20 protein-coding genes are annotated in these 18,031 nt (G+C 68.3%); 13 read left to right on the plus strand and 7 right to left on the minus strand.

What is annotated here, in order from left to right; genetic code table 11:
• Positions 1-4: 4 nt before the first annotated feature.
• Both AB0H36_RS42855 and AB0H36_RS42860 read left to right on the plus strand, forming a co-directional pair.
• Complete coding sequence (locus tag AB0H36_RS42855) at positions 5-1,000, plus strand: MazG family protein (RefSeq protein ID WP_360536955.1); 996 nt, start codon at positions 5-7, stop codon at positions 998-1,000.
• Positions 1,001-1,151: 151 nt separating this feature from the next.
• Positions 1,152-1,991, plus strand: a complete 840-nt coding sequence (locus AB0H36_RS42860) for a phosphotransferase (RefSeq protein WP_360536957.1) — start codon at positions 1,152-1,154, stop codon at positions 1,989-1,991.
• Here AB0H36_RS42860 and AB0H36_RS42865 read toward each other — a convergent pair.
• The gene (locus tag AB0H36_RS42865; protein ID WP_360536959.1) at positions 1,908-2,423 is read right to left on the minus strand and encodes a hypothetical protein; all 516 of its coding nucleotides are present in this window, start codon (positions 2,421-2,423) and stop codon (positions 1,908-1,910) included. The genes AB0H36_RS42860 and AB0H36_RS42865 overlap by 84 nt on opposite strands.
• A 69-nt stretch (positions 2,424-2,492) precedes the next feature.
• On the opposite strand from AB0H36_RS42865, the gene AB0H36_RS42870 reads away from it, so the two are divergent.
• The 6 genes from AB0H36_RS42870 to AB0H36_RS42895 all read left to right on the plus strand — a co-directional run bounded on the left by AB0H36_RS42870 (position 2,493) and on the right by AB0H36_RS42895 (position 7,324).
• The gene (locus AB0H36_RS42870; RefSeq protein WP_360536961.1) at positions 2,493-3,335 is read left to right on the plus strand and encodes a LysR family transcriptional regulator; all 843 of its coding nucleotides are present in this window, start codon (positions 2,493-2,495) and stop codon (positions 3,333-3,335) included.
• Positions 3,332-3,871: a tRNA 2'-phosphotransferase gene (locus tag AB0H36_RS42875; protein WP_360536963.1), complete on the plus strand. Its 540-nt coding sequence runs from the start codon at positions 3,332-3,334 to the stop codon at positions 3,869-3,871. The genes AB0H36_RS42870 and AB0H36_RS42875 overlap by 4 nt, the downstream gene beginning before the upstream one ends.
• Positions 3,872-3,950: 79 nt before the next feature.
• Positions 3,951-5,231, plus strand: a complete 1,281-nt coding sequence (gene eno / locus AB0H36_RS42880; RefSeq protein ID WP_360536965.1) for a phosphopyruvate hydratase — start codon at positions 3,951-3,953, stop codon at positions 5,229-5,231.
• 6 nt (positions 5,232-5,237) lie between these two features.
• A complete protein-coding gene (locus AB0H36_RS42885) occupies positions 5,238-5,843 on the plus strand; it encodes a septum formation initiator family protein (protein WP_360536967.1) in 606 nt (201 codons plus the stop codon).
• A gap of 50 nt (positions 5,844-5,893) precedes the next feature.
• Entirely contained in the window at positions 5,894-6,355 is a 462-nt protein-coding gene (locus AB0H36_RS42890; protein WP_360536995.1) for a DUF501 domain-containing protein, read from the plus strand.
• A 66-nt stretch (positions 6,356-6,421) separates the two neighbouring features.
• Positions 6,422-7,324 carry a Ppx/GppA phosphatase family protein gene (locus AB0H36_RS42895; RefSeq protein WP_360536969.1) on the plus strand — a complete coding sequence of 301 codons (903 nt, stop codon included), beginning with the start codon at positions 6,422-6,424 and terminating at the stop codon, positions 7,322-7,324.
• Between the two features lie 96 nt (positions 7,325-7,420).
• Here the strand turns inward: AB0H36_RS42895 and AB0H36_RS42900 are convergent, their stop codons facing one another.
• The gene (locus AB0H36_RS42900) at positions 7,421-7,990 is read right to left on the minus strand and encodes a helix-turn-helix domain-containing protein (protein WP_360536971.1); all 570 of its coding nucleotides are present in this window, start codon (positions 7,988-7,990) and stop codon (positions 7,421-7,423) included.
• Positions 7,991-8,119: 129 nt separating this feature from the next.
• Between AB0H36_RS42900 and AB0H36_RS42905 the strand changes: the two genes are divergently transcribed.
• Complete coding sequence (locus tag AB0H36_RS42905) at positions 8,120-9,556, plus strand: MFS transporter (protein WP_360536973.1); 1,437 nt, start codon at positions 8,120-8,122, stop codon at positions 9,554-9,556.
• On the opposite strand, the gene AB0H36_RS42910 is transcribed toward AB0H36_RS42905, so the two are convergent.
• Complete coding sequence (locus tag AB0H36_RS42910) at positions 9,536-10,057, minus strand: flavoprotein (protein WP_360536975.1); 522 nt, start codon at positions 10,055-10,057, stop codon at positions 9,536-9,538. The two genes, AB0H36_RS42905 and AB0H36_RS42910, sit on opposite strands and share 21 nt — an antisense overlap.
• A gap of 17 nt (positions 10,058-10,074) precedes the next feature.
• On the opposite strand from AB0H36_RS42910, the gene AB0H36_RS42915 reads away from it, so the two are divergent.
• Positions 10,075-10,896: a uracil-DNA glycosylase gene (locus tag AB0H36_RS42915; RefSeq protein WP_360536977.1), complete on the plus strand. Its 822-nt coding sequence runs from the start codon at positions 10,075-10,077 to the stop codon at positions 10,894-10,896.
• A 26-nt stretch (positions 10,897-10,922) separates the two neighbouring features.
• Here the strand turns inward: AB0H36_RS42915 and AB0H36_RS42920 are convergent, their stop codons facing one another.
• Positions 10,923-11,876 (minus strand): cyclase family protein, encoded by a 954-nt coding sequence (locus AB0H36_RS42920; protein ID WP_360536979.1) that lies wholly within the window; start codon positions 11,874-11,876, stop codon positions 10,923-10,925.
• 194 nt (positions 11,877-12,070) lie between these two features.
• On the opposite strand from AB0H36_RS42920, the gene AB0H36_RS42925 reads away from it, so the two are divergent.
• A complete protein-coding gene (locus AB0H36_RS42925) occupies positions 12,071-13,498 on the plus strand; it encodes a cytochrome b N-terminal domain-containing protein (RefSeq protein WP_360536981.1) in 1,428 nt (475 codons plus the stop codon).
• Between the two features lie 73 nt (positions 13,499-13,571).
• Entirely contained in the window at positions 13,572-14,027 is a 456-nt protein-coding gene (locus tag AB0H36_RS42930) for a hypothetical protein (RefSeq protein ID WP_360536983.1), read from the plus strand.
• Between the two features lie 845 nt (positions 14,028-14,872).
• Here the strand turns inward: AB0H36_RS42930 and AB0H36_RS42935 are convergent.
• On the minus strand, positions 14,873-15,286 hold the full coding sequence (locus AB0H36_RS42935; RefSeq protein ID WP_360536985.1) for a DUF6086 family protein: 414 nt from the start codon (positions 15,284-15,286) through the stop codon (positions 14,873-14,875).
• A 115-nt stretch (positions 15,287-15,401) separates the two neighbouring features.
• A complete protein-coding gene (locus AB0H36_RS42940) occupies positions 15,402-15,929 on the minus strand; it encodes a hypothetical protein (RefSeq protein WP_360536987.1) in 528 nt (175 codons plus the stop codon).
• Between the two features lie 135 nt (positions 15,930-16,064).
• Here AB0H36_RS42940 and AB0H36_RS42945 point away from each other — a divergent pair, with 135 nt between their 5' ends.
• Positions 16,065-16,790, plus strand: a complete 726-nt coding sequence (locus AB0H36_RS42945; protein ID WP_360536989.1) for a class I SAM-dependent methyltransferase — start codon at positions 16,065-16,067, stop codon at positions 16,788-16,790.
• Between the two features lie 351 nt (positions 16,791-17,141).
• On the opposite strand, the gene AB0H36_RS42950 is transcribed toward AB0H36_RS42945, so the two are convergent.
• Positions 17,142-17,753 carry a DUF4240 domain-containing protein gene (locus AB0H36_RS42950; RefSeq protein ID WP_360536991.1) on the minus strand — a complete coding sequence of 204 codons (612 nt, stop codon included), beginning with the start codon at positions 17,751-17,753 and terminating at the stop codon, positions 17,142-17,144.
• Positions 17,754-18,031 lie beyond the last annotated feature (278 nt).

Genomic DNA, 18,031 nt, shown 5'->3' on the forward strand with positions numbered 1-18,031 from the left:
CTGCATGCCTGGTGACACGGGCGGCGCGATCAAGGTCGTCCTGACCAGCCCCCGAGTGGCTCCAGGCCTCCTCACCCACGCCGCCTGGCAGGCCTTCGCATCCGCTGACGCAGTCGGCGCCGCCGGTGCCGGTACGCTGCGGCCGGATGTGCAGGCCTTGGTGGGCTCTGGCGTTGTCGTCACGCAGGTTGACGGTGGAGTTGCAGAGCACTGGGCCTGGCTGTCGGCAGCGGCCGAGCAGGGTCGCCAGGTTGCCTGGCTGGTGGGGGAGGACGGCGAGCCCGGGCTCCTGCGGGTGGTGGCGGACCAGGTGAGTCGTGAGCCGCGGCCGTCGTACGACGTGGAGATCCTGCACGGCTCGTACGACGTACCGGGCGCGCGGCTGATCGACCTCGTGCGGGTGATGGACCGGCTGCGGCGCAACTGCCCGTGGGACCAGGAGCAGACCCACGAGAGCCTGGCGAAGTACCTGCTCGAGGAGACCTACGAGACCCTCGAAGCGATCGACACCGGCGACCGCGACCACCTCCGCGAGGAGCTCGGCGACCTTCTCCTGCAGGTCGCGTTCCACTCCCGCATCGCCGAGGAACACCCCGACGAGGGCTACTCCATCGACGACGTCGCTGCCGACATCGTCGAAAAGCTCGTCCGCCGCCACCCGCACGTCTTCGGCACAGTCGACGCGGCCGACGCCGCCGCCGTCGAAGCCAACTGGGAAACCATCAAGGCCGCCGAGAAGCAGCGCTCCTCGGTCCTCGAAGGCATCCCGCTGGCCCTCCCGGCCCTCGCCCTCGCCGACAAGGTCCTCGGCCGCGCCGCCAAACTCCTCCCCACCGACGCCGAGCCCACCGAGCCGACCACCGACGCCGAGCGGATCGGCGCGCAACTCCTGGAGCTTGTCCGCGAGGCCCGCACGCTCGGCGTCGACGCCGAACAGGCCCTCCGCACCACCGTCCACCACCTCGCCGACGACATCCGCACCACCGAATCCGCCGGCTGAGGCGCGAGTGCCGGACGCCCAGGCCATCACAATCGGCCGCGCTGGCCGGCCGCGTGCGGGGCCTGGGGTCCCGCCCGCCTGTTGTGATGGGCTGGCGGTCCGCGCCTAAAACCGGGTGCGCTGCTGCCGGGGCGCTGGCAGGGTGACGCCGGTGGACATCGCGCAGCTTCTGCAGGACCGCTGGGGTCTGGCCGCAACTCACCTCGAGACGCTGACGGGTGGGATGAACTCGGCGGCCTGGTCCGCCGCGGTCGACGGCCGCCGGGTCGTGCTGAAATCGGTCGATGCCGGCGACGGCGCGTTCGCACCCGGCCTGGAGCTGGCCACGCGGCTCAGTGACGCCGGGCTGGTGACAGGTCGGCCGCTACCGAGCGACGCCGGCCGACTGGTCGAGCGCGTCGACGGTCGGCAGATCGGGTTGCTGGAGTTCGTCGACGGGGAGCCACTGACCGAGGCCGACGCGAGCGCGGTCGGCGAACTGCTGGGACGCGTGCACGGGGTGTCCCGGGAGCCTGCGGGCGAGCTGGAGGACTGGCTCCAACTGGTGACGCAGCTCGATCCGTGGCTGGACCTCGAGCCCTGGATCCGGCCGGCCGTGGAGGGAGCGCTGGACGGCGTACGGCGGCTCGGGGCGTTGACGTGGGCCTGGTTGCACGGGGATCCGGCGCCGGAGGCGTTCCTGCGACAAGCGGACGGGACCGTCGGGCTGATCGACTGGGGCTCGGCGATGCACGGGCCGGTGCTGTACGACCTCGCGTCGGCGGTCATGTACGTCGGTGGGCCGGCTGTCGTCGTTCCGGCGTACCTGGAGGAGCGGCCGGAGTTGCGGGACGAGGTCGCGGGAGGGCTGGACGCGTTCCTGCAGGTGCGGTATGCCGTGCAGGCCGGGTACTTCGCGTGGCGGTGTTCAAACGACGTCCGGACCGGGATCGCCGACCCGGCCGAGAACCGCAAGGGGCTCGACGACGCCCGCCGCGCCTTCGGAGCCTAGGTCGCGCCGGATCGCCTCCTCGGTGGCACGCCAGTTCTTGAACAGGTAGCGGTGCGGCACCACCGGGGTGATGGCGGCGATCACGTCCGGCTTGTCGTCGACGAAGTGCGTGATGCCGAGCTCGGCGCAGTGGATCGCCTTCTGCGGTCGCTGCAGGCAGAAGCGGACGTTGCCCTCGGCAATCCCGGTCCGCTCGAAGAACCGGTGGTGCCGCAACCACTCCAGCGACCGCTGCTGCACCCTCGGCCCGCACTTCGAGACCAGCCACGCGTCCTCGAACGACGGCACCAGCCGCGCGATCGCCTCGAAAGCCCCCGGTACGGCGGGGGTCCGCAGCATGGCCGCGGTGTCGCCGGAGAAGAACGACGTGTCACCGGCGCCGTGGGATCCGTCGATGATCACCCGGCCGATGTCGATTCCCCATCTGTTCATGTCACCAGGCTGACCGCGGTAACTCTTCAGCAGAACTAGTAATCACTCCGCCAGCTATAGTTTCTGCCAATGGAACTCGTCGCGGAGGATCTGGAAGCCTTCGCGGTGTTCGCGCAGCACCGCAACTTCACCCGCGCCGCCGAGGAACTGCACGTCAGCCAGCCCGCGCTGCACACCCGCATCCGCAAACTCGAGGGACGTTTGGGACGGCCGCTCTACGCCAAGCAGGGCCGGCTGCTTCGCCTGACCGAGGCCGGGGAGCGGCTCGCCGCGTTCGCCAACGAGACGCGCGACCGCGCCGCCGACTTCCTCACCACCCTGGACGCCGCTCCGCCGCGACCGCTCGTCCTGATCGCGGGATCGGGGAGTTACCTGTACCTGCTCGGCGATCCAGTCCGGCGATACCTGGCCCGGGGCCGCGAGTTGCGACTGCGCACCGGCGATGCCGGCGAGACGCTCCGAGCGGTGCGCGAAGGCACAGCGGACCTCGGAGTCACCGCGCTCACCGTGCCGCCGGACGACCTCGAGTGCACAATGCTGGCGCAGTACCCGCAGACCCTGATCACGCGGGCCGATCACCGCCTGGCCGACCGGCGGAGCGTGCGGTTGAAGGATCTGCAGGACGAGGCGCTCGTCGTACCGCCGAGGGGGCGGCCACACCGGCAGCAGCTGGAGCGGAGCATGCTGGACCAAGGCATCCGGTGGTCCGTCGCGGTGGAGGCGGAGGGGTGGGAACTGCTGGTCCACTTCGTCCGTCTAGGAGTGGGTCCGGCCGTGGTCAACGGGTCGGTCAAGGTGTCCAGCGCCGTACGGAAGATCCCGGTCAAGGATCTGCCGCCGGTGCGGTACTACGTCGTGAGCCGCGACGACGCGGGGGAGCGGGTGGAGGAGCTGAAGGGGATGTTGCTGTGAGCAGGGAAAGCCGGAGGATCTCCAGGCTGCTCAGGCACACAGCAGGTGAGCGCGGCCTCACGATGAGTGCGGACGGGTGGGCCTCGATCGGGGAGGTCCTGAAGGTGCTGGCGATGGATCGGCCAGCCCTCGACGCGGCCGTCGAGCAGAACGACAAGCAGCGGCTGCAGGTCGACGGCGAGCGGATCCGCGCCTGTCAGGGGCACTCGCTGGACGGGATGCCGGTGACACGTGAAGCCTTGGAGAACAGTTGGGAACGGGTTCACCCCGACCACCTGCTCTGGCACGGGACGACGTACCAGGCAATGGACGGGATCAAGGCGCACGGGCTGCTGCCGGGACGGCGTACTCATGTCCATCTGGCACCGTCCAAGAACAGCCACGTCGGCAGGCGATCGGCTGTGGAAGTCTTGCTGGGTGTGGATCCAGGTGATTTGGCCGTCTATCGGGCTCCCAACGGAGTGTTACTGACGCGCTTCGTGCCACCTGATGCGATCGTGGAGGCCGACCCTGACCGGGGCGGTGGGGTGGGCTAGCGAGGACACAGTCCACCCAGCCCGCTGGTCTGCCAGCTAGGCTCAGAACCGATTCGTCATCGAGAACTTGGGAGTCAATGTGGCCACCATCGAGGCCGTCGGCGCCCGCGAGATCCTCGACTCGCGCGGCAACCCCACTGTCGAGGTCGAGGTGCTCCTCGACGACGACACCGTCGCCCGGGCCGCAGTGCCGTCGGGCGCGTCCACCGGCCAGTTCGAGGCCGTCGAACTCCGTGACGGCGACAAGGCCCGGTACGGCGGCAAGGGTGTCCAGAAGGCCGTCACGGCCATCCTGGAGGACATCGACAAGGAGATCGTCGGGTACGACGTCCACGAGCAGCGGCTGATCGACCAGGCCCTCCTCGACCTGGACGGCACCCCGAACAAGGCCAAGCTGGGCGCGAACGCCATCCTCGGCGTCAGCCTCGCCGTCGCCAAGGCGGCCGCGGACTCGACCGGCCTGCCGCTGTTCCGCTACGTCGGCGGCCCGAACGCGCACGTCCTGCCGGTGCCGATGATGAACATCCTCAACGGCGGCGCGCACGCGGACAGCAACGTCGACGTGCAGGAGTTCATGATCGCCCCGATCGGCGCGCCGACGTACGCCGAGGCCGTGATGCAGGGCGCGGGCGTCTACCACGCGCTGAAGGCGGTGCTGAAGGAGCGCGGCCTGTCCACCGGCCTCGGTGACGAGGGCGGTTTCGCGCCGAACCTGGCCAGCAACCGCGAGGCGCTGGACCTGATCGTGATCGCGATCGAGAAGGCCGGCCTGCAGCTGGGCACCGACATCGCGCTGGCGATGGACGTGGCCGCGAGCGAGTTCCACACCGACGGCGTCTACGCGTTCGAGGGCGGCAAGAAGTCGGCCGACGAGATGATCGCGTACTACGCCGACCTGGTCGCGTCGTACCCGATCGTCTCGATCGAGGACCCGCTGAACGAGGAGGACTGGGACGGCTGGAAGGCCATCACCACCGAGCTCGGCGCCAAGACCCAGCTGGTCGGCGACGACCTGTTCGTCACCAACGTCGAGCGGCTGCAGCGCGGCATCACCGAGAAGGCGGCGAACTCGCTGCTGGTCAAGGTGAACCAGATCGGCTCGCTGACCGAGACCCTGGACGCGGTCGACCTGGCCCACCGCAGCGGCTTCACCTGCATGATGAGCCACCGCTCCGGCGAGACCGAGGACACCACCATCGCCGACCTCGCGGTCGCGACGAACTGCGGCCAGATCAAGTCCGGCGCCCCGGCCCGGTCCGACCGGACCGCGAAGTACAACCAGCTGCTCCGGATCGAGGAGGAGCTCGACGACGCGGCGAAGTACGCCGGCCGCTCGGCCTTCCCGCGGTTCAAGGGCTGACCTGACGTGCCGCCCCGTCGGGAATCCGGTTCGCGCCCCGGCTCGCGTCCGTCGAGCCGGACCCAGTCGCGTCCACCGGCCCGGCGGGGCGACCAGCCCAAACGCCGTACGACGGGAACCACGCCCGGCCTGCCCCGCACCCGCGGCTCCCGCAATCTCACCGGCCGGGCGGCCGTCGTGCTGCTCGTGCTCGGTGCGCTGATCGTGTCGTACGCGCAGAGCCTGCGGGTGTGGTTCGACCAGCACCAGCAGATCACCGCGCTCCAGCAGGAGATCCGCGACCGGGAGAAGCGGGTCGCCGAGCTGAACGACGAGATCGCCCGCTGGGACGACGACGCCTACGTGAAGGCGCAGGCCCGGCAGCGGCTCGGCTGGGTGATGCCGGGCGAGGTCGGCTACCGGGTGATCGGCGCCGACGGCAAGCCGGTCGGCGCGCCGCCGGAGCCCGCGACCCCCTCGGACGGTACGACGGAAGCCGAGCAGCCGACCTGGTACACCAAGCTGTGGGGGAGCGTCGAGGGAGCCGGCAAACCCACGACCCCGGTGAAGCCGACCCCGGCCAAGCCGACCCCGAAACCCATCCTCACCCCGTCGCCGAAGGCAACCCGTTGAGCCTCAGCCCAGAAGACAGCGTCGGCCCGGACAGCGTCGGCCCGGAGGACATCGAGGCGATCGGCAGGCAGCTCGGCCGGACCCCGCGCGGGATCCGCTCGATCGCCCACCGCTGCACCTGCGGCCTCCCCGACGTCGTCGAGACCGAACCCCGGCTGCCGGACGGCACCCCCTTCCCGACCACGTACTACGTGACGTGCCCGCGCCTCGCCTCCGCCATCGGCACCCTCGAGGCGGAGGGTCTGATGAAGCAGATGACCGACCGCCTGGCCGAGGATCCTCAACTCGCCGCGGCGTACCGCGCGGCTCACGATTCCTACCTCGCCCACCGCGAATCCATCGCGCATGTAGAAGAAATCTCCGGCATCTCAGCCGGCGGCATGCCCACCCGGGTCAAGTGCCTCCACGTCCTCGCCGGCCACTCCCTGGCCACCGGCCCCGGCACCAACCCCCTGGGCGACGAAACCCTGCAAGCCCTGGACGACTGGGGCCACCGAGGCCCGTGTGTCTGACAACCCCCCGCCGGCCCCCACCCCCTCCGGCCCTGCCTTCTTCTCGCCCCCGCAGGGGGCGGCGTGATGCGGGTTGCGGCCGTCGACTGTGGCACCAACTCGATCCGGCTGTTGATTGCCGACCTCGTCGACGGGCGGCTTCGCGAGGTGGATCGGCGGATGACCATCGTGCGGCTCGGGCAAGGCGTGGATGCCTCCGGAGCCTTTGCCCCGGAGGCTTTGGAGCGGGTGTTCGCGGCTTCTGATGAGTTTGCCGGCGTGATTCAGGCAGCGGGGGCAGTGCGGACTCGGTTCGTGGCGACGTCGGCGGCGCGGGACGTGAGCAACCGGGACGAGTTCTTCGCGGGCGTCTCCGCGCGCTTCGGCGTCGAGCCCGACATCATCTCGGGCGCCGAGGAAGCCGAGCTCACCTTCCGCGGCGCGACCGAAGCACTCGACGTCCCCGGCCCGTACCTGGTGGCCGACATCGGCGGCGGTTCGACAGAACTGGTCCTCGGCAACACCACCGGCGTCATCGCCGCCGAATCCCTCGACATCGGCTCCGTCCGCCTGACCGAGCGCCACGTCAGCTCCGACCCGACAACTCCCGCCGAGCTGGCCGCCATCACCAAAGACGTCGACGCCCTCCTCGACACCACCTCAGTGCCGATCGACCAAGCCAGGACCCTGGTAGGCGTCGCCGGCACCGTCACCACAGTCGCCGCCGTCGCCTTCCACCTCCCCGAGTACGACCGATCGCGCATCCACCACGCCCGCATCTCCGGAGCCGACCTCCGCGCCACCACCTCCTGGCTGACAAACTCCACCCGCGCCGAGCGCTCCGCCGTACGGTCGATTCATCCCGGCCGAGTAGACGTGATCGGCGCCGGCGCGCTCATCCTGCAGCGCCTCTACGACCGGATGGCCGTCGACGAGGTCCTGGTCTCCGAGCACGACATCCTGGACGGCGTCGCGCTCTCCATCGGCTGAGCCGGACCGCCAGGCCATCACAATGCGCCGATTCTCGCGTCGCCGAGCGCGCGGCCGCCCAGCGGGCCTGATTGTGATGGCCTGGACGTCCGCAGGTCAGCGGACGCGGATCCCGTCCAGCGCGATCGCCAGCACCCGGTCGCGCTGCGCCTCGTCGACGAAACTGCCCGCGGTCAGCCCGCTGACCATCCGCAGTACGTCGTCGAAGTTCACGTCGGCGCGGGCGTCGCCGGACTTCTGCGCCTGCTCGAACAACGGCGTCCCGGCCGCGTACATCGCCTCTCGCGCAGCCTTGAAGCTCTCCGACTCGCGGTTCAACGACTCCCAGATCGCCCGCTTGGTGGCGGCGTACCCGACGAACCGGCGCAGCCACGTGGTCAGCGCCTCCCACGGCGGCAGGCCCGCGACCTCCTCCGCCGCGATGCACAACTCCTCGATCTCGCCGAAGTAGACCGCGTTCAGCAGGTCCTGCCGGGTCGGGAAGTTGCGGTAGAGCGTGCCGATGCCGACGCCGGCCTGGCGGGCGATCTCCTCGAGCGACGCCTCGACGCCCTTGGCCGCGAACGCGTCCCGGGCGGCGGCGAGCAGCGCGTCGAAGTTCCGCCGCGCGTCGGCCCGCTGCGGCCGCCGTACGTCGACCTGCAACGCCGGCCTGGTCTGATCCACACTTCACCCTATCGACTTGGAACCGGAGGTATGCCTCCGTTATAGTGGAGGCATACCTCGACTTTACCAGGCCGGGGACTTCGCACGCCGCGCTCGCGGCGGACTCCTACCTCTTTGAAGGACTTCTGCATGCCCAGAATCGTGCGCAGAAATGGCACTTCAACGCGACTCACGCTGGCGGTGCTGGCGACCGTCGTGGCCGCGTTCTCGATGTTGCAGTCGCTGGTCACCCCGGCCCTCCCGGTCATCCAGCACGACCTGGGTACGACGGCGAGCACCGTCACCTGGGTGTTCACCGCACTGCTCCTGTCGGTCTCGGTGGCGACCCCACTGCTCGGCCGGATCGGTGACATGGCCGGCAAGGAACGCACCCTGCTGATCGCGCTGGCCGCGCTCGCCGTCGGCTGTCTGATCGCCGCGGTCGCCCCGAACATCGGCGTACTGATCGCAGGCCGGGTGGTGCAGGGCCTGGGCGGGGCGGCGTTCCCGTTGGCGTTCGGCATCATCCGGGACGAGTTCCCGGCCGAGCGCGTGCCGTCGGTGGTCGGCGTACTGTCCGCCGTCATCGCGGTCGGCGGCGGGCTCGGGATCGTGCTGGCCGGCCCGATCGTCGAGGCGCTCGGGTGGCGCTGGCTGTTCTGGATCCCGCTGGTCGTGATCACCGTGGCCGGCGTGCTCGTTCGCTTCTACATCCCGAAGTCGCCGCATCGCGTCCCGGGCCGGATCGACTGGCTGGCGGCCGTGTTGCTCTCGGGTTGGCTGGTCGCGCTGCTGCTGCCGCTGAGCGCGGGCAGGTCGTGGGGCTGGAGCTCATTGTCGACAATCGGATTGTTTGCGGCGGCCGCCGTACTGCTCGTTGCCTGGATCACCGTGGAGGTCCGGTCGCGGAACCCGTTGATCGACATGCGGATGATGCGGCTGCCGGCGGTCTGGACGACGAACCTGGTGGCGCTGCTGTTCGGCGCGGCGATGTTCGCGGTGTACGCGTTCGTACCGCAGTTCATGCAGATCCCGACGGTCGCCGGGTTCGGGTTCGGCTCGAGTGTGACGCAGGCCGGGCTGCTGATGCTGCCGATGCTGGTGACGATGGCGATCAGCGGTTCGCTGAGCGGGCCGATCGCGCCGTGGTTCAGCGTCAAGGCGCAGGTCGTGTGGGGGTCGGCGCTCAGCCTGGTCGCGTCCGTGGCCTTCGCCGAGTTGCACGACCGGCCGTGGCAGGTGGCGCTGTCGACCGCGCTGTTCGGCCTCGGTCTGGGGTTGGCCTACGCGTCGATGACCAGCCTGATCGTGCAGAACGTGCCGCGGGAGCAGACCGGCGCCGCGACCGGCATGAACGCCAACATCCGCACCATCGGCGGCTCGATAGGTACGGCGATCGCCAGCTCGATCATCACGGGTCACGTGCAGACCAGCGGCCTGCCCGCCGAGTCCGGCTTCACCGACACCTTCCTGCTCCTGGCCGGCTTCTGCGCCGTCGCCGTACTGCTGGCTCTCGCAATCCCGGCCGCCCGCCGGGCCCAGCACGCTGCTCCCGCCGAGCCCGCGCTAGAGGAGCTTGTCCGCTGACTCGAGAATGCGGTCCCAGGGCAACGATCGCCCGTCCTCGGACCGCGGCTCGACCAAGTCCCACTCGACCAGGACGACGCCCGCCGACCTGAGGGCGTGCAAGTGACCGGCCCACGCGGGATGCCTCGCGTGGGCCGCGTTCACCTTGGGGAAGACGACCATCGGCGTACTGCCCAGCCCTTCGCACAGCACGGTCAGCGCCTGGTTGTCCCCGATCCCGAGCGCCAGCTTGGCCACGGTATTTGCACTTGCCGGCGCGGCAATGAACAGGTCGACCGGGGGATGCGGCCGAGGCTCGTCCGGCCGCCGAGGCTGCGACCGCACCGGCAGCCCGGTGATCCGCTCCAGCTCCCGCCTCTCAGCCGGTTCCAACCAGTCTGCTGCGGTTGGTGTCAGCGTCACCGCTGCTTGGTGGCCTCGGGCGATCAACGGTTGGACGAGGCGCTCGCGCAGCTGTTCGACTCCGCCGGCTGCCGATGCGACGACTCCTATGACGCTCATGTCTTTAGTCTGAGGGGATGAAGCTGCCGCATCCGTTGACGGGTGAGTTGTTCGAGAGCCCGGTCCCGCCCGGTACGGGGTGGCCGGAGGATCCCGCCGTACGACGTACTCCGGTGGCTCTGGACGCTGCCGACGTACTGCGCCTCGCGGAGACCGACGAGCTGGGGGAGCTCGAGGCACGCGTGTCCGTGTGCCGGGCCTGCCCGCGACTGGTCGAATGGCGGGAAGACGTTGCCTTAGGCAAGCGGAAGTCGTTCGAGGACCAGCCCTACTGGGGTCGCCCGATCGCCGGCTGGGGCGCCGCCGAGCCACGGATTCTGATCGCCGGCCTCGCTCCGGCGGCGCACGGCGGCAACCGTACCGGCCGGGTCTTCACCGGCGACCGCTCCGGCGACTGGCTGTTCGCCGCCCTCCACCGCGTCGGCCTCGCCAACCAAGCCACCAGCGAACACGCCGGCGATGGCCTCCACCTCATCGCCACCCGCATGATCGCCGCCGTCCGCTGCGCCCCACCCGCCAACAAACCCACCCCCACCGAACGCGACACCTGCGCCCCCTGGTTCCGCCGCGAACTCCAACTGGCCCTTCCCACCACCCGAGCCATCATCTGCCTGGGCAAGTTCGGCTATGACGCCCTCCTGACCGCCCTGGCCGCAACCGGCCTCCCCGTCCCCAAGCCCCGCCCACCGTTCGGCCACGCAGTAGAACACCAGATCGGCCCACTCACCGTCCTGGGCTGCTACCACCCCAGCCAACAAAACACCTTCACCGGCAAACTGACCGCCCCCATGCTCGACGCAGTCCTCACCCGAGCAAAATCCATTGCCGACCTCACCTGACGGCGCGAGTGGTGCGCGGCATGCGGTCAGAAGGTGGCGATCGGGTTGACCGGGCTCCCGGACGTGCCGGCGAAGCGGACCGGTGCGACTGTGAGGTGGAAGTCCCACTGGTCGAGCTCGGCAGCCGTTGCCGCGCACGCCTCGAGGTCGCAGTTGTCGAGCAGCCATAGACCCATCGCAACGAGACTCACGGCGTGGACCGGCATCAACACGTCGTCGTACCCGGACGGCTGAACGTCCTGGGGAGTGTCAGCGCCGATCAGCGCGACCTCCCGTTCATGGAGCCACGGCAGGCAGGACGCGTGCCAGCCGGCCTGCGTGACGCCGCCGGCCGCACCGGCCTCGTGCCGGGCGCGACCGTAGCCGGTCCGCAGGAGTACCGCATCGCCGGATCGCACCCGCACACCCTGGCGACGCTCGGCCTCCTCGAGATCCCCGGGAAACACGCCCTGCCCCGGCTCCAACCACGGCACATCGCGGACGCTCGCAACGTCCAGCAGGACACCACGCGTGTTGATCCCGTTCGCCGCCGCGGTGACGGCTGCCCACGATGATCCCGTCGCCGCGTCGACCATCGAGTGCGACCGCCCGTTGTACATCCTGCCGTCCCAGAAGAGGTGGCATGGCGAGTCGACGTGGGTGATGGTGTTGCCGTGGAACATGATGCCGAGCCGCTCGTTCGAGAAGCCCCAGCGCCGGTCGTTGCGGAAGAGCGCCGGCATGTTCTCGGCCCCCGGCATGTCGGCGGCGCACGGGCACGTCGTCGTTGACCGCTCCATCTCTTCCGGTACGGCGACCTCCCACGCGCACGACACGCTCCGGCCGTGACGCACTGCCCGCGCCGCCGCCAGCCGGACGTCGTCGGTGATGTGGTTCAGCGTGCCGCGCTCGTCGTCGTCGCCCCACCGTCCCCAGTTCGACAGCGTGTCGAAGTACCCGAGCACGTCGTCCTGTGTAGGCATCGCTCGCTCTGCCGTCATCCCAGCATCGACTCCCTCAGTCACGAGGCGCGGTGCGACGCCCCTGTGCAGCCGTTGATCCTACGCACGGGGCAGGCCTGGGGCGGGCGTGACCGTGATGTGCGACACGGGGCGTCACAGGAGGGGTGGCTGCGGGGTCGTATTGATGACCGCGGATTGCGGCCGGCGTGGAGGAGGACCAGGGAGGTCGAGCCATGCACCGTCCATGGAGCAGCCTGCGAGCGAGAGTATTCCCCGACCATTGGTCGCTGTTGTTCGGCCAGATCGCCTTCTACAGCTTCGTCATGATCGTGCTCAGCGGCGTCTTCCTGACCGTGTACTACGAACCGTCGGTCGATCACGTTGTGTACGACGGACCGTACGCACCGCTGAACGGCGTCGGCATGTCCCGGGCACTCGACTCGACCATGGCGATCACCTTCGAGATCCGCGGCGGACTGCTGATCCGCCAGATCCACCACTGGTCCACGCTGATCATGGTGGCGGCGATCACGCTGCACTTGTTGCGGCTGTTCTTCACCGGCGGGTTCCGTCGGCCGCGGCGCCTGAACTGGCTCGTTGTCTTCGGGCTGCTCATCGTCACGCTGGGCGCGGCGCTCACCGGCACCTCATTGCCGGACGACATGGCGTCCGGCATGAGCCTCGCCGTACTCGATGGTGTCCTGCAGGCGACTCCGCTCATCGGCACTGCCCTTTCGGCCCTGCTGTTCGGGGGAGACTTCCCAGGCAACGTGATCGCGTGGTTCTACCCGTTGCATGTCGTCGTCCTGCCCGCCGTACTGATCGGCCTCTTCGTTGCCGGAGCGGTCCTCGCGCTGAAGCGCCAGCCCGCGCAGCCCAGCGGACCCGGGCGAACGGAAGACAACGTGGTGGGTCGCCCGGCGGCGGTGGCCGCGGTCAAGAGCATCGGCCTGTTCTGCTTCGTCGCAGGGGTCGCGATCCTGATGGCCGCGACGGCGACCATCAACCCGGTGTGGTTGTACGGTCCTGCGGACCCGGCGAACGCCTCGGCAGGCGTCGGCCCAGCGTGGTACCTCGCCTTCCTGGACGGCTCGCTCCGGCTGGCGCCAGGCTGGGAGTTCGTCTTGTGGGGCAAGACTTTCACCGTGGCCGTACTGCTGCCGGTCGCCATCTGCACGCTGTTCCTGGCGCTCGTCGCCTTCTACCCGTGGATCGAGGAACGCCTCACCGGCGACCGCAGGAATCACCACCTCCTGGAGCGCCCGCGCCACAACCCGACCCGAACCGGCATCGGCGTCGCCGGCATGACCTTCTACGGCGTTCTCTGGGCCGCGGCCGCAGCCGACACCATGGCCCTCCTCTTCCACCTCTCAGTCAACTCCCTCATCCACCTCTTCCAGATCCTCCTGATCCTCGGCCCACCCGCTGCCTTCCTGATCACCCGCCGAATCTGCCTGGGCCTCCAGGCAAGCGACGCCCAAATCGCAACCCACGGCATCGAAACCGGCCAGGTAGTCCGCCTCCCATCCGGCGGCTACATCGAAACCCACCGCCCTGTAGACCCCTACCGCCGCTGGCGCCTCCTGGGCCCATCCACGCAGAACCGCGCGTTGACCGCCCCCGCGCCGAGCGAAGAAGAGCCCGCCGAACGAAAGGCATGACGAGCGCGCTCAGCAGTCCTGTAGTGTCGCTCCGCGCTGGTGAGATTGCCGCCGAGCTAGTAGGGAGTCGTGCATGGGTGCGTCAGAGTGGAGATACTTCGTCCCTTACCAGGAGGACCTCAGCCAAGCCCTGCAGGACCTGCGGCAGCAGGTGTTCTCCAATCGCGACTACTGGTGGTACGGCGACAGCGAATACCTCTCGCCCGCCAACCGAACACCCCGGCCTGCACGCCTGGAAGACCTGTTCGAGGACGAGTACGTTCGCCAGGAGGGAACGCACTCCATCCTCGATATCCACCGAGTGGTCGACCCTGACCAACCGCGGGACTGGTACGACCAGGGCACGATCATCCCGGCCACCGCCGACGAGGTCCGAGCTGCCATCGGCACAGACCGACCAACCCGAGGTCACACCGCCGAGCTCGACGACAAGCTCCCCCGAGCCCGCTGGGTCGGCCGCTGCGCCACCCTCCACGACGACCACGGCACCCCCACCGAACTGACCTTCTGGGGCCACTCCGGCGACTAGCCGACCGTGCCGGCACCCCTCGTCGCTCCGCTTGTCTGGGCGTCCGCTCCCGCCCAACCGCGGCTTGCCAGCTTTCGGCCACGACAGCGGCCCCGCCGCTTGCGGTCCGCATGCCTTTCCGCTGCGACGTTCTACGTTGGATCTGACAGCCTTCGCGGCGATCCCCAGGGGGCGATCCAATGGACCCTGAAGACCAGGTCCCGGAGCCAACACCCGAATCACTCATGGCCACCAACAAGGGCACCATTACCTCAGCCGCACCAAAAGTGACTTCTCCGCAGTAGCCATCACGCTCAGCTCCAAGGCCCCACAGACCACACTGGCGACGCTGATAGCACAAAGCCCGCACCCAATAGAGTTCCACGGCATCCTCGACATCACGTCTTTCCCCCGCCGGCCATGCTCCGAACGGGAATGCCCGCCGAGCTAGCGCTGACGATTACCTGTCAAAGGAGCGGGATCGCCCCGAAGCACGGACCGCGGCATGTCCGTGCGTTCGGCTTAGGAAGTCGTCCGTGCACGCCGCGCTCGGTGGCGCAGCGATTGGGGTCGAGCTGTCTGCTCTTCGAGCCCGAACAAAGCGCGCGTCATTTCTCGTGCAGGTAGCCTCTGCTCCAGCCACCCGAGCGCCAGATCGGCCCAGTAGTCAGAGGTTCCAAGCGCGTACGGGGACGAGCTCGATGGGGTCGTACTCGCGATGGATCGCGGGGTCAAACTCTGTCTAGAGATCGACAAGATGCGGCAGCATCGGATCCTCGCGACTTGGCACGGAGTCAGTCTGTCAGCGATGCCGGTCTGAGATCGGCAGAGTCGCGCGATCAGCGGCATGAGACTGCGCTTGCCGCCTAGCGCGGCATGAAGCGGAGCATGGCATGCGCTCGCTGACGCAGGTCGTCCTCGGTTTCGGCAAAGGGTGCTTGCCCACGGCCAACCTGGACGTCGTGTTGATGGCCGACGAGGCCGGATGGCCGGACCTCGACACCAGCTCGCTCGGCGAGGGCAAGGACCGTGATGACGAACCCGTCCATCATCGCGCGGAGAATCTGGTGGTTCGAGGTTCCACGGTAGGTGAGGAGCGCCGCAGCGAACGTGCCGAATTGCTCCACATCGACTGCGCACGCGTCGGACTCCATTGGCCCCACGCCGGATGCCAATGACAGTTCGTCTTCGAACAGGCGGACCCGGGCGCGAAACACTCCGGACACCCCCGATGACGGGTTCCACAGCAGGATGTCACGAGCCCGGTAGTACTGGCTCATCCGACCGCCTCTTCGTTCACCCGAACGAGGATAGGTGCATCGCCGGCGTCCTGCCCCCTCGTTCGCCACGAGCTCGGAACGCGGCTGTGCGGACACTCGCGGCCTGGTGGACTCCCTATCTCGCAGAGGCGAGCCATTCGCTGTTCCAACGGTAGCGATCCAGACCAACGGTTGCGTACTCGTCCGCCAGGCCCGCAGCCGTGACACCAAGCCAGCGCAAGCCTGCGTTGATGGCCATATCGCGTCCGGAGCGGACGGCGGCATAGTGATCGGGCGCCTGTTCCCGGGGAGTCCTGGTGAACAGCGGGCCGAACGCGACCTCACCGTCTTGCCAGCCGACGGCGTCGTGAGTTCCTTCGCCTCCGTGGAACTCCATGTGAATGTAGAGAATCGGCCCGTGCGCTGACGCCTGGACCGCCTCTCCCGCACGGTCCTTCGTCAGATCGAGGAAGCCTGGCACCAGGTCCTTGTCCGTCGTCCGTTCCCCGAGTTCGGCTGCCGGTACGAAACACAGGCCGGGCACGTCGAGAGGAACGAGCACCCGCTCCTGATAGCCGGACCGCGGTGCCGCAAAGAGAACGAGTCCGTCGATCACACCACCCACGAACCAGAAGTCTGCCTGACCGCTGACAGCCTTCGCCATTGAGGGGCCTGCCGCACTTCAGTTGGCGACACTGGTCCGCCACGTGGTCTGCGGCAGTCGACGCGCGAATCGCGGCATGTGTGCGATCGAACCGTGTGCCTGTTGTCGTCGTCAAAGGGTGTGGCCTCGAGAGAAATGCAGCCGATGAAGGGGAGCGGGCTAACCGACGTGACTGACTACGACAGCTTTGCACGGGCATATTCGACCCAGAACGAGTCCAATCTCTTCAACGCGCACTACGAGCGCCCGGAGATGCTCCGCCTCGCCAGCGATGTCTCGGGCCGCCGGATCCTCGACGCTGGGTGCGGTTCAGGGCCGTTGACAGCTGCGCTTCGCGATTCGGGGGCCGTGGTCACCGGCTTCGACGCGAGCGCAGCCATGCTCGACCTGGCGCGTCAGAGGCTGGGTGAAGACGCCGACCTGCACGTGGCGGACCTCCGCGAGCCGCTGAAGTTCAACGACGCCGAGTTCGATGACGTCGTCGCATCCCTTGTCCTGCATTACCTCGAGGACTGGTCCGGCCCTCTCGCTGAGCTGCGACGTGTGCTGAAGCCGGGAGGTCGCCTGATCCTTTCGGTGAACCATCCCAGCGCTTACGCGATCGTGTATCCCGAGGCCAACTACTTCGCGGTCACCAAGTACTCCGAGGACCACGTCATGGACGGCCAGACTGTGTGGCTGACCTTCTGGCACCGCCCCCTGCACGCCATGACAGACGCCTTCACCGCCGCAGGCTTCCGCATAGCCGCCCTCAGCGAACCACCCCCCGCCCCCAACACCCCTCCGCAACTCCTCCCACCCACCCTGAACGAAGGCGAGCCCTTCATATGCTTCCTCTTCTTCACCCTCGAGGCCGCCTGAGATCCACAGCGGCAATGGTGCCAGTAGGCGTAGGCCTCCGAGCGGGAGGGATGCCGGCGAACTCCGAGTCCGCTGATGATCGGGCCGATCCGCTGGTTGTGGCCCGAAAGGCCTTATCTCATTGATATTCGCCGCGTGGAGATCGTTCGTTGCTGCCGCTGCTCCACGTGTGATGCTGACGGCTGAAATCCGACCCGTAAGTCGCACCGGATGCCGTTGTGTGCTGTGGTTGATCGTCGACGACTGACGGTTACGTGTCATCGGACGGGTTGTCCACCGCTTCGACTCGGCTAGTACTTCCATGTCATGGGCGCGGGTCGCGCTTAGGCATCGACAGCTGTCGAGGTGCCGTCAGCTGGATCGGAGCCGATCCGCGAACAGCTCGCTCAGCTTCGGCAGGCGGTTGCTCCATTCGGCTTCACTGAGTAGATCCCAGCGCTCGTCGTCAGGCATTCGGTGCCCGCCCGGTCGCCCCACGTTTGCCGCGGCGGCTTCGCTGGCATCCCAGAAGGCGTCAGCGTCTCCAGTCAGCAGCTCGTACGCTGACGGCGCGGCGGCCAGCAGCCGCTCGTCGCCAATCCATCGATCGCGGCCGGTGGTCGCGCTGATCTCTCGTACTGCGGGATGCCGTGCCAGGGAGTCAGCGTCGTTGACAGCTGCCTCGAACGTGCTGCGGCCCATTCCGACGAGTCCTGCGCGGAAATCAGAGAATCCGTCGTCCGAGAGATACCCGTACTCGATGATCCAGCACGCAGCACAGCTGTTCCATGTATCAGCCTGGGCGCGCACCTCACGAAACACCTGGTCGAATGAGATGATTTCTGGTCGAGGAAGTCGTGCGAGCTCTGCCACCAACGCCTCGGCGACCGCACTTGCCCGGCCGTCTCTTCGAGCTTGATCCGCGTCCGAACCGGCTGCAACCCTGGCAGACTCAACGACACGCCAAAATCCATCGATATCCACGCGCAAGAGTATCCACGACGGTGGCGTCGCGATTCGCAGAGCAGGCCTCTCGCATCGCCCCGCCAGCTGCCGATCCCAGGTTCGGATCGGTGCGGGTCAAGGTTCGAGCTCCCTCGATCGCGGGGCGCCAAGATCGGAAGGCGCTGTGGGCATGATTATCTCGGCAACAGCAACCGCTGGTGCCTGTCAACGGCAGCTGAAAACTGACCCCCTGGCGGCGTCCGAAGGTTGACCCCTTGGTGGTCATGGTTCCTCGGTGTTGGCGGCTGGGACGCGGC

Origin of the sequence: Kribbella sp. NPDC050820 (genome assembly GCF_040653975.1) — a bacterium.
In the GTDB taxonomy this organism is placed as follows: domain Bacteria; phylum Actinomycetota; class Actinomycetes; order Propionibacteriales; family Kribbellaceae; genus Kribbella.

Excerpts from the sequence above, each read along its gene's own strand:
- AB0H36_RS42930 (WP_360536983.1), top strand. The coding sequence starts at position 13,572 with ATGGGTGCGTCAGAGTGGAGATACTTCGTCCCTTACCAGGAGGACCTC.
- AB0H36_RS42855 (WP_360536955.1), top strand. The coding sequence starts at position 5 with ATGCCTGGTGACACGGGCGGCGCGATCAAGGTCGTCCTGACCAGCCCC.
- AB0H36_RS42870 (WP_360536961.1), top strand. The coding sequence starts at position 2,493 with ATGGAACTCGTCGCGGAGGATCTGGAAGCCTTCGCGGTGTTCGCGCAG.
- AB0H36_RS42865 (WP_360536959.1), bottom strand. The coding sequence starts at position 2,423 with ATGAACAGATGGGGAATCGACATCGGCCGGGTGATCATCGACGGATCC.
- AB0H36_RS42905 (WP_360536973.1), top strand. The coding sequence starts at position 8,120 with ATGCCCAGAATCGTGCGCAGAAATGGCACTTCAACGCGACTCACGCTG.
- AB0H36_RS42925 (WP_360536981.1), top strand. The coding sequence starts at position 12,071 with ATGCACCGTCCATGGAGCAGCCTGCGAGCGAGAGTATTCCCCGACCAT.
- AB0H36_RS42945 (WP_360536989.1), top strand. The coding sequence starts at position 16,065 with ATGCAGCCGATGAAGGGGAGCGGGCTAACCGACGTGACTGACTACGAC.
- AB0H36_RS42935 (WP_360536985.1), bottom strand. The coding sequence starts at position 15,286 with ATGAGCCAGTACTACCGGGCTCGTGACATCCTGCTGTGGAACCCGTCA.
- AB0H36_RS42940 (WP_360536987.1), bottom strand. The coding sequence starts at position 15,929 with ATGGCGAAGGCTGTCAGCGGTCAGGCAGACTTCTGGTTCGTGGGTGGT.
- AB0H36_RS42895 (WP_360536969.1), top strand. The coding sequence starts at position 6,422 with ATGCGGGTTGCGGCCGTCGACTGTGGCACCAACTCGATCCGGCTGTTG.
- AB0H36_RS42920 (WP_360536979.1), bottom strand. The coding sequence starts at position 11,876 with ATGACGGCAGAGCGAGCGATGCCTACACAGGACGACGTGCTCGGGTAC.
- AB0H36_RS42910 (WP_360536975.1), bottom strand. The coding sequence starts at position 10,057 with ATGAGCGTCATAGGAGTCGTCGCATCGGCAGCCGGCGGAGTCGAACAG.
- AB0H36_RS42915 (WP_360536977.1), top strand. The coding sequence starts at position 10,075 with ATGAAGCTGCCGCATCCGTTGACGGGTGAGTTGTTCGAGAGCCCGGTC.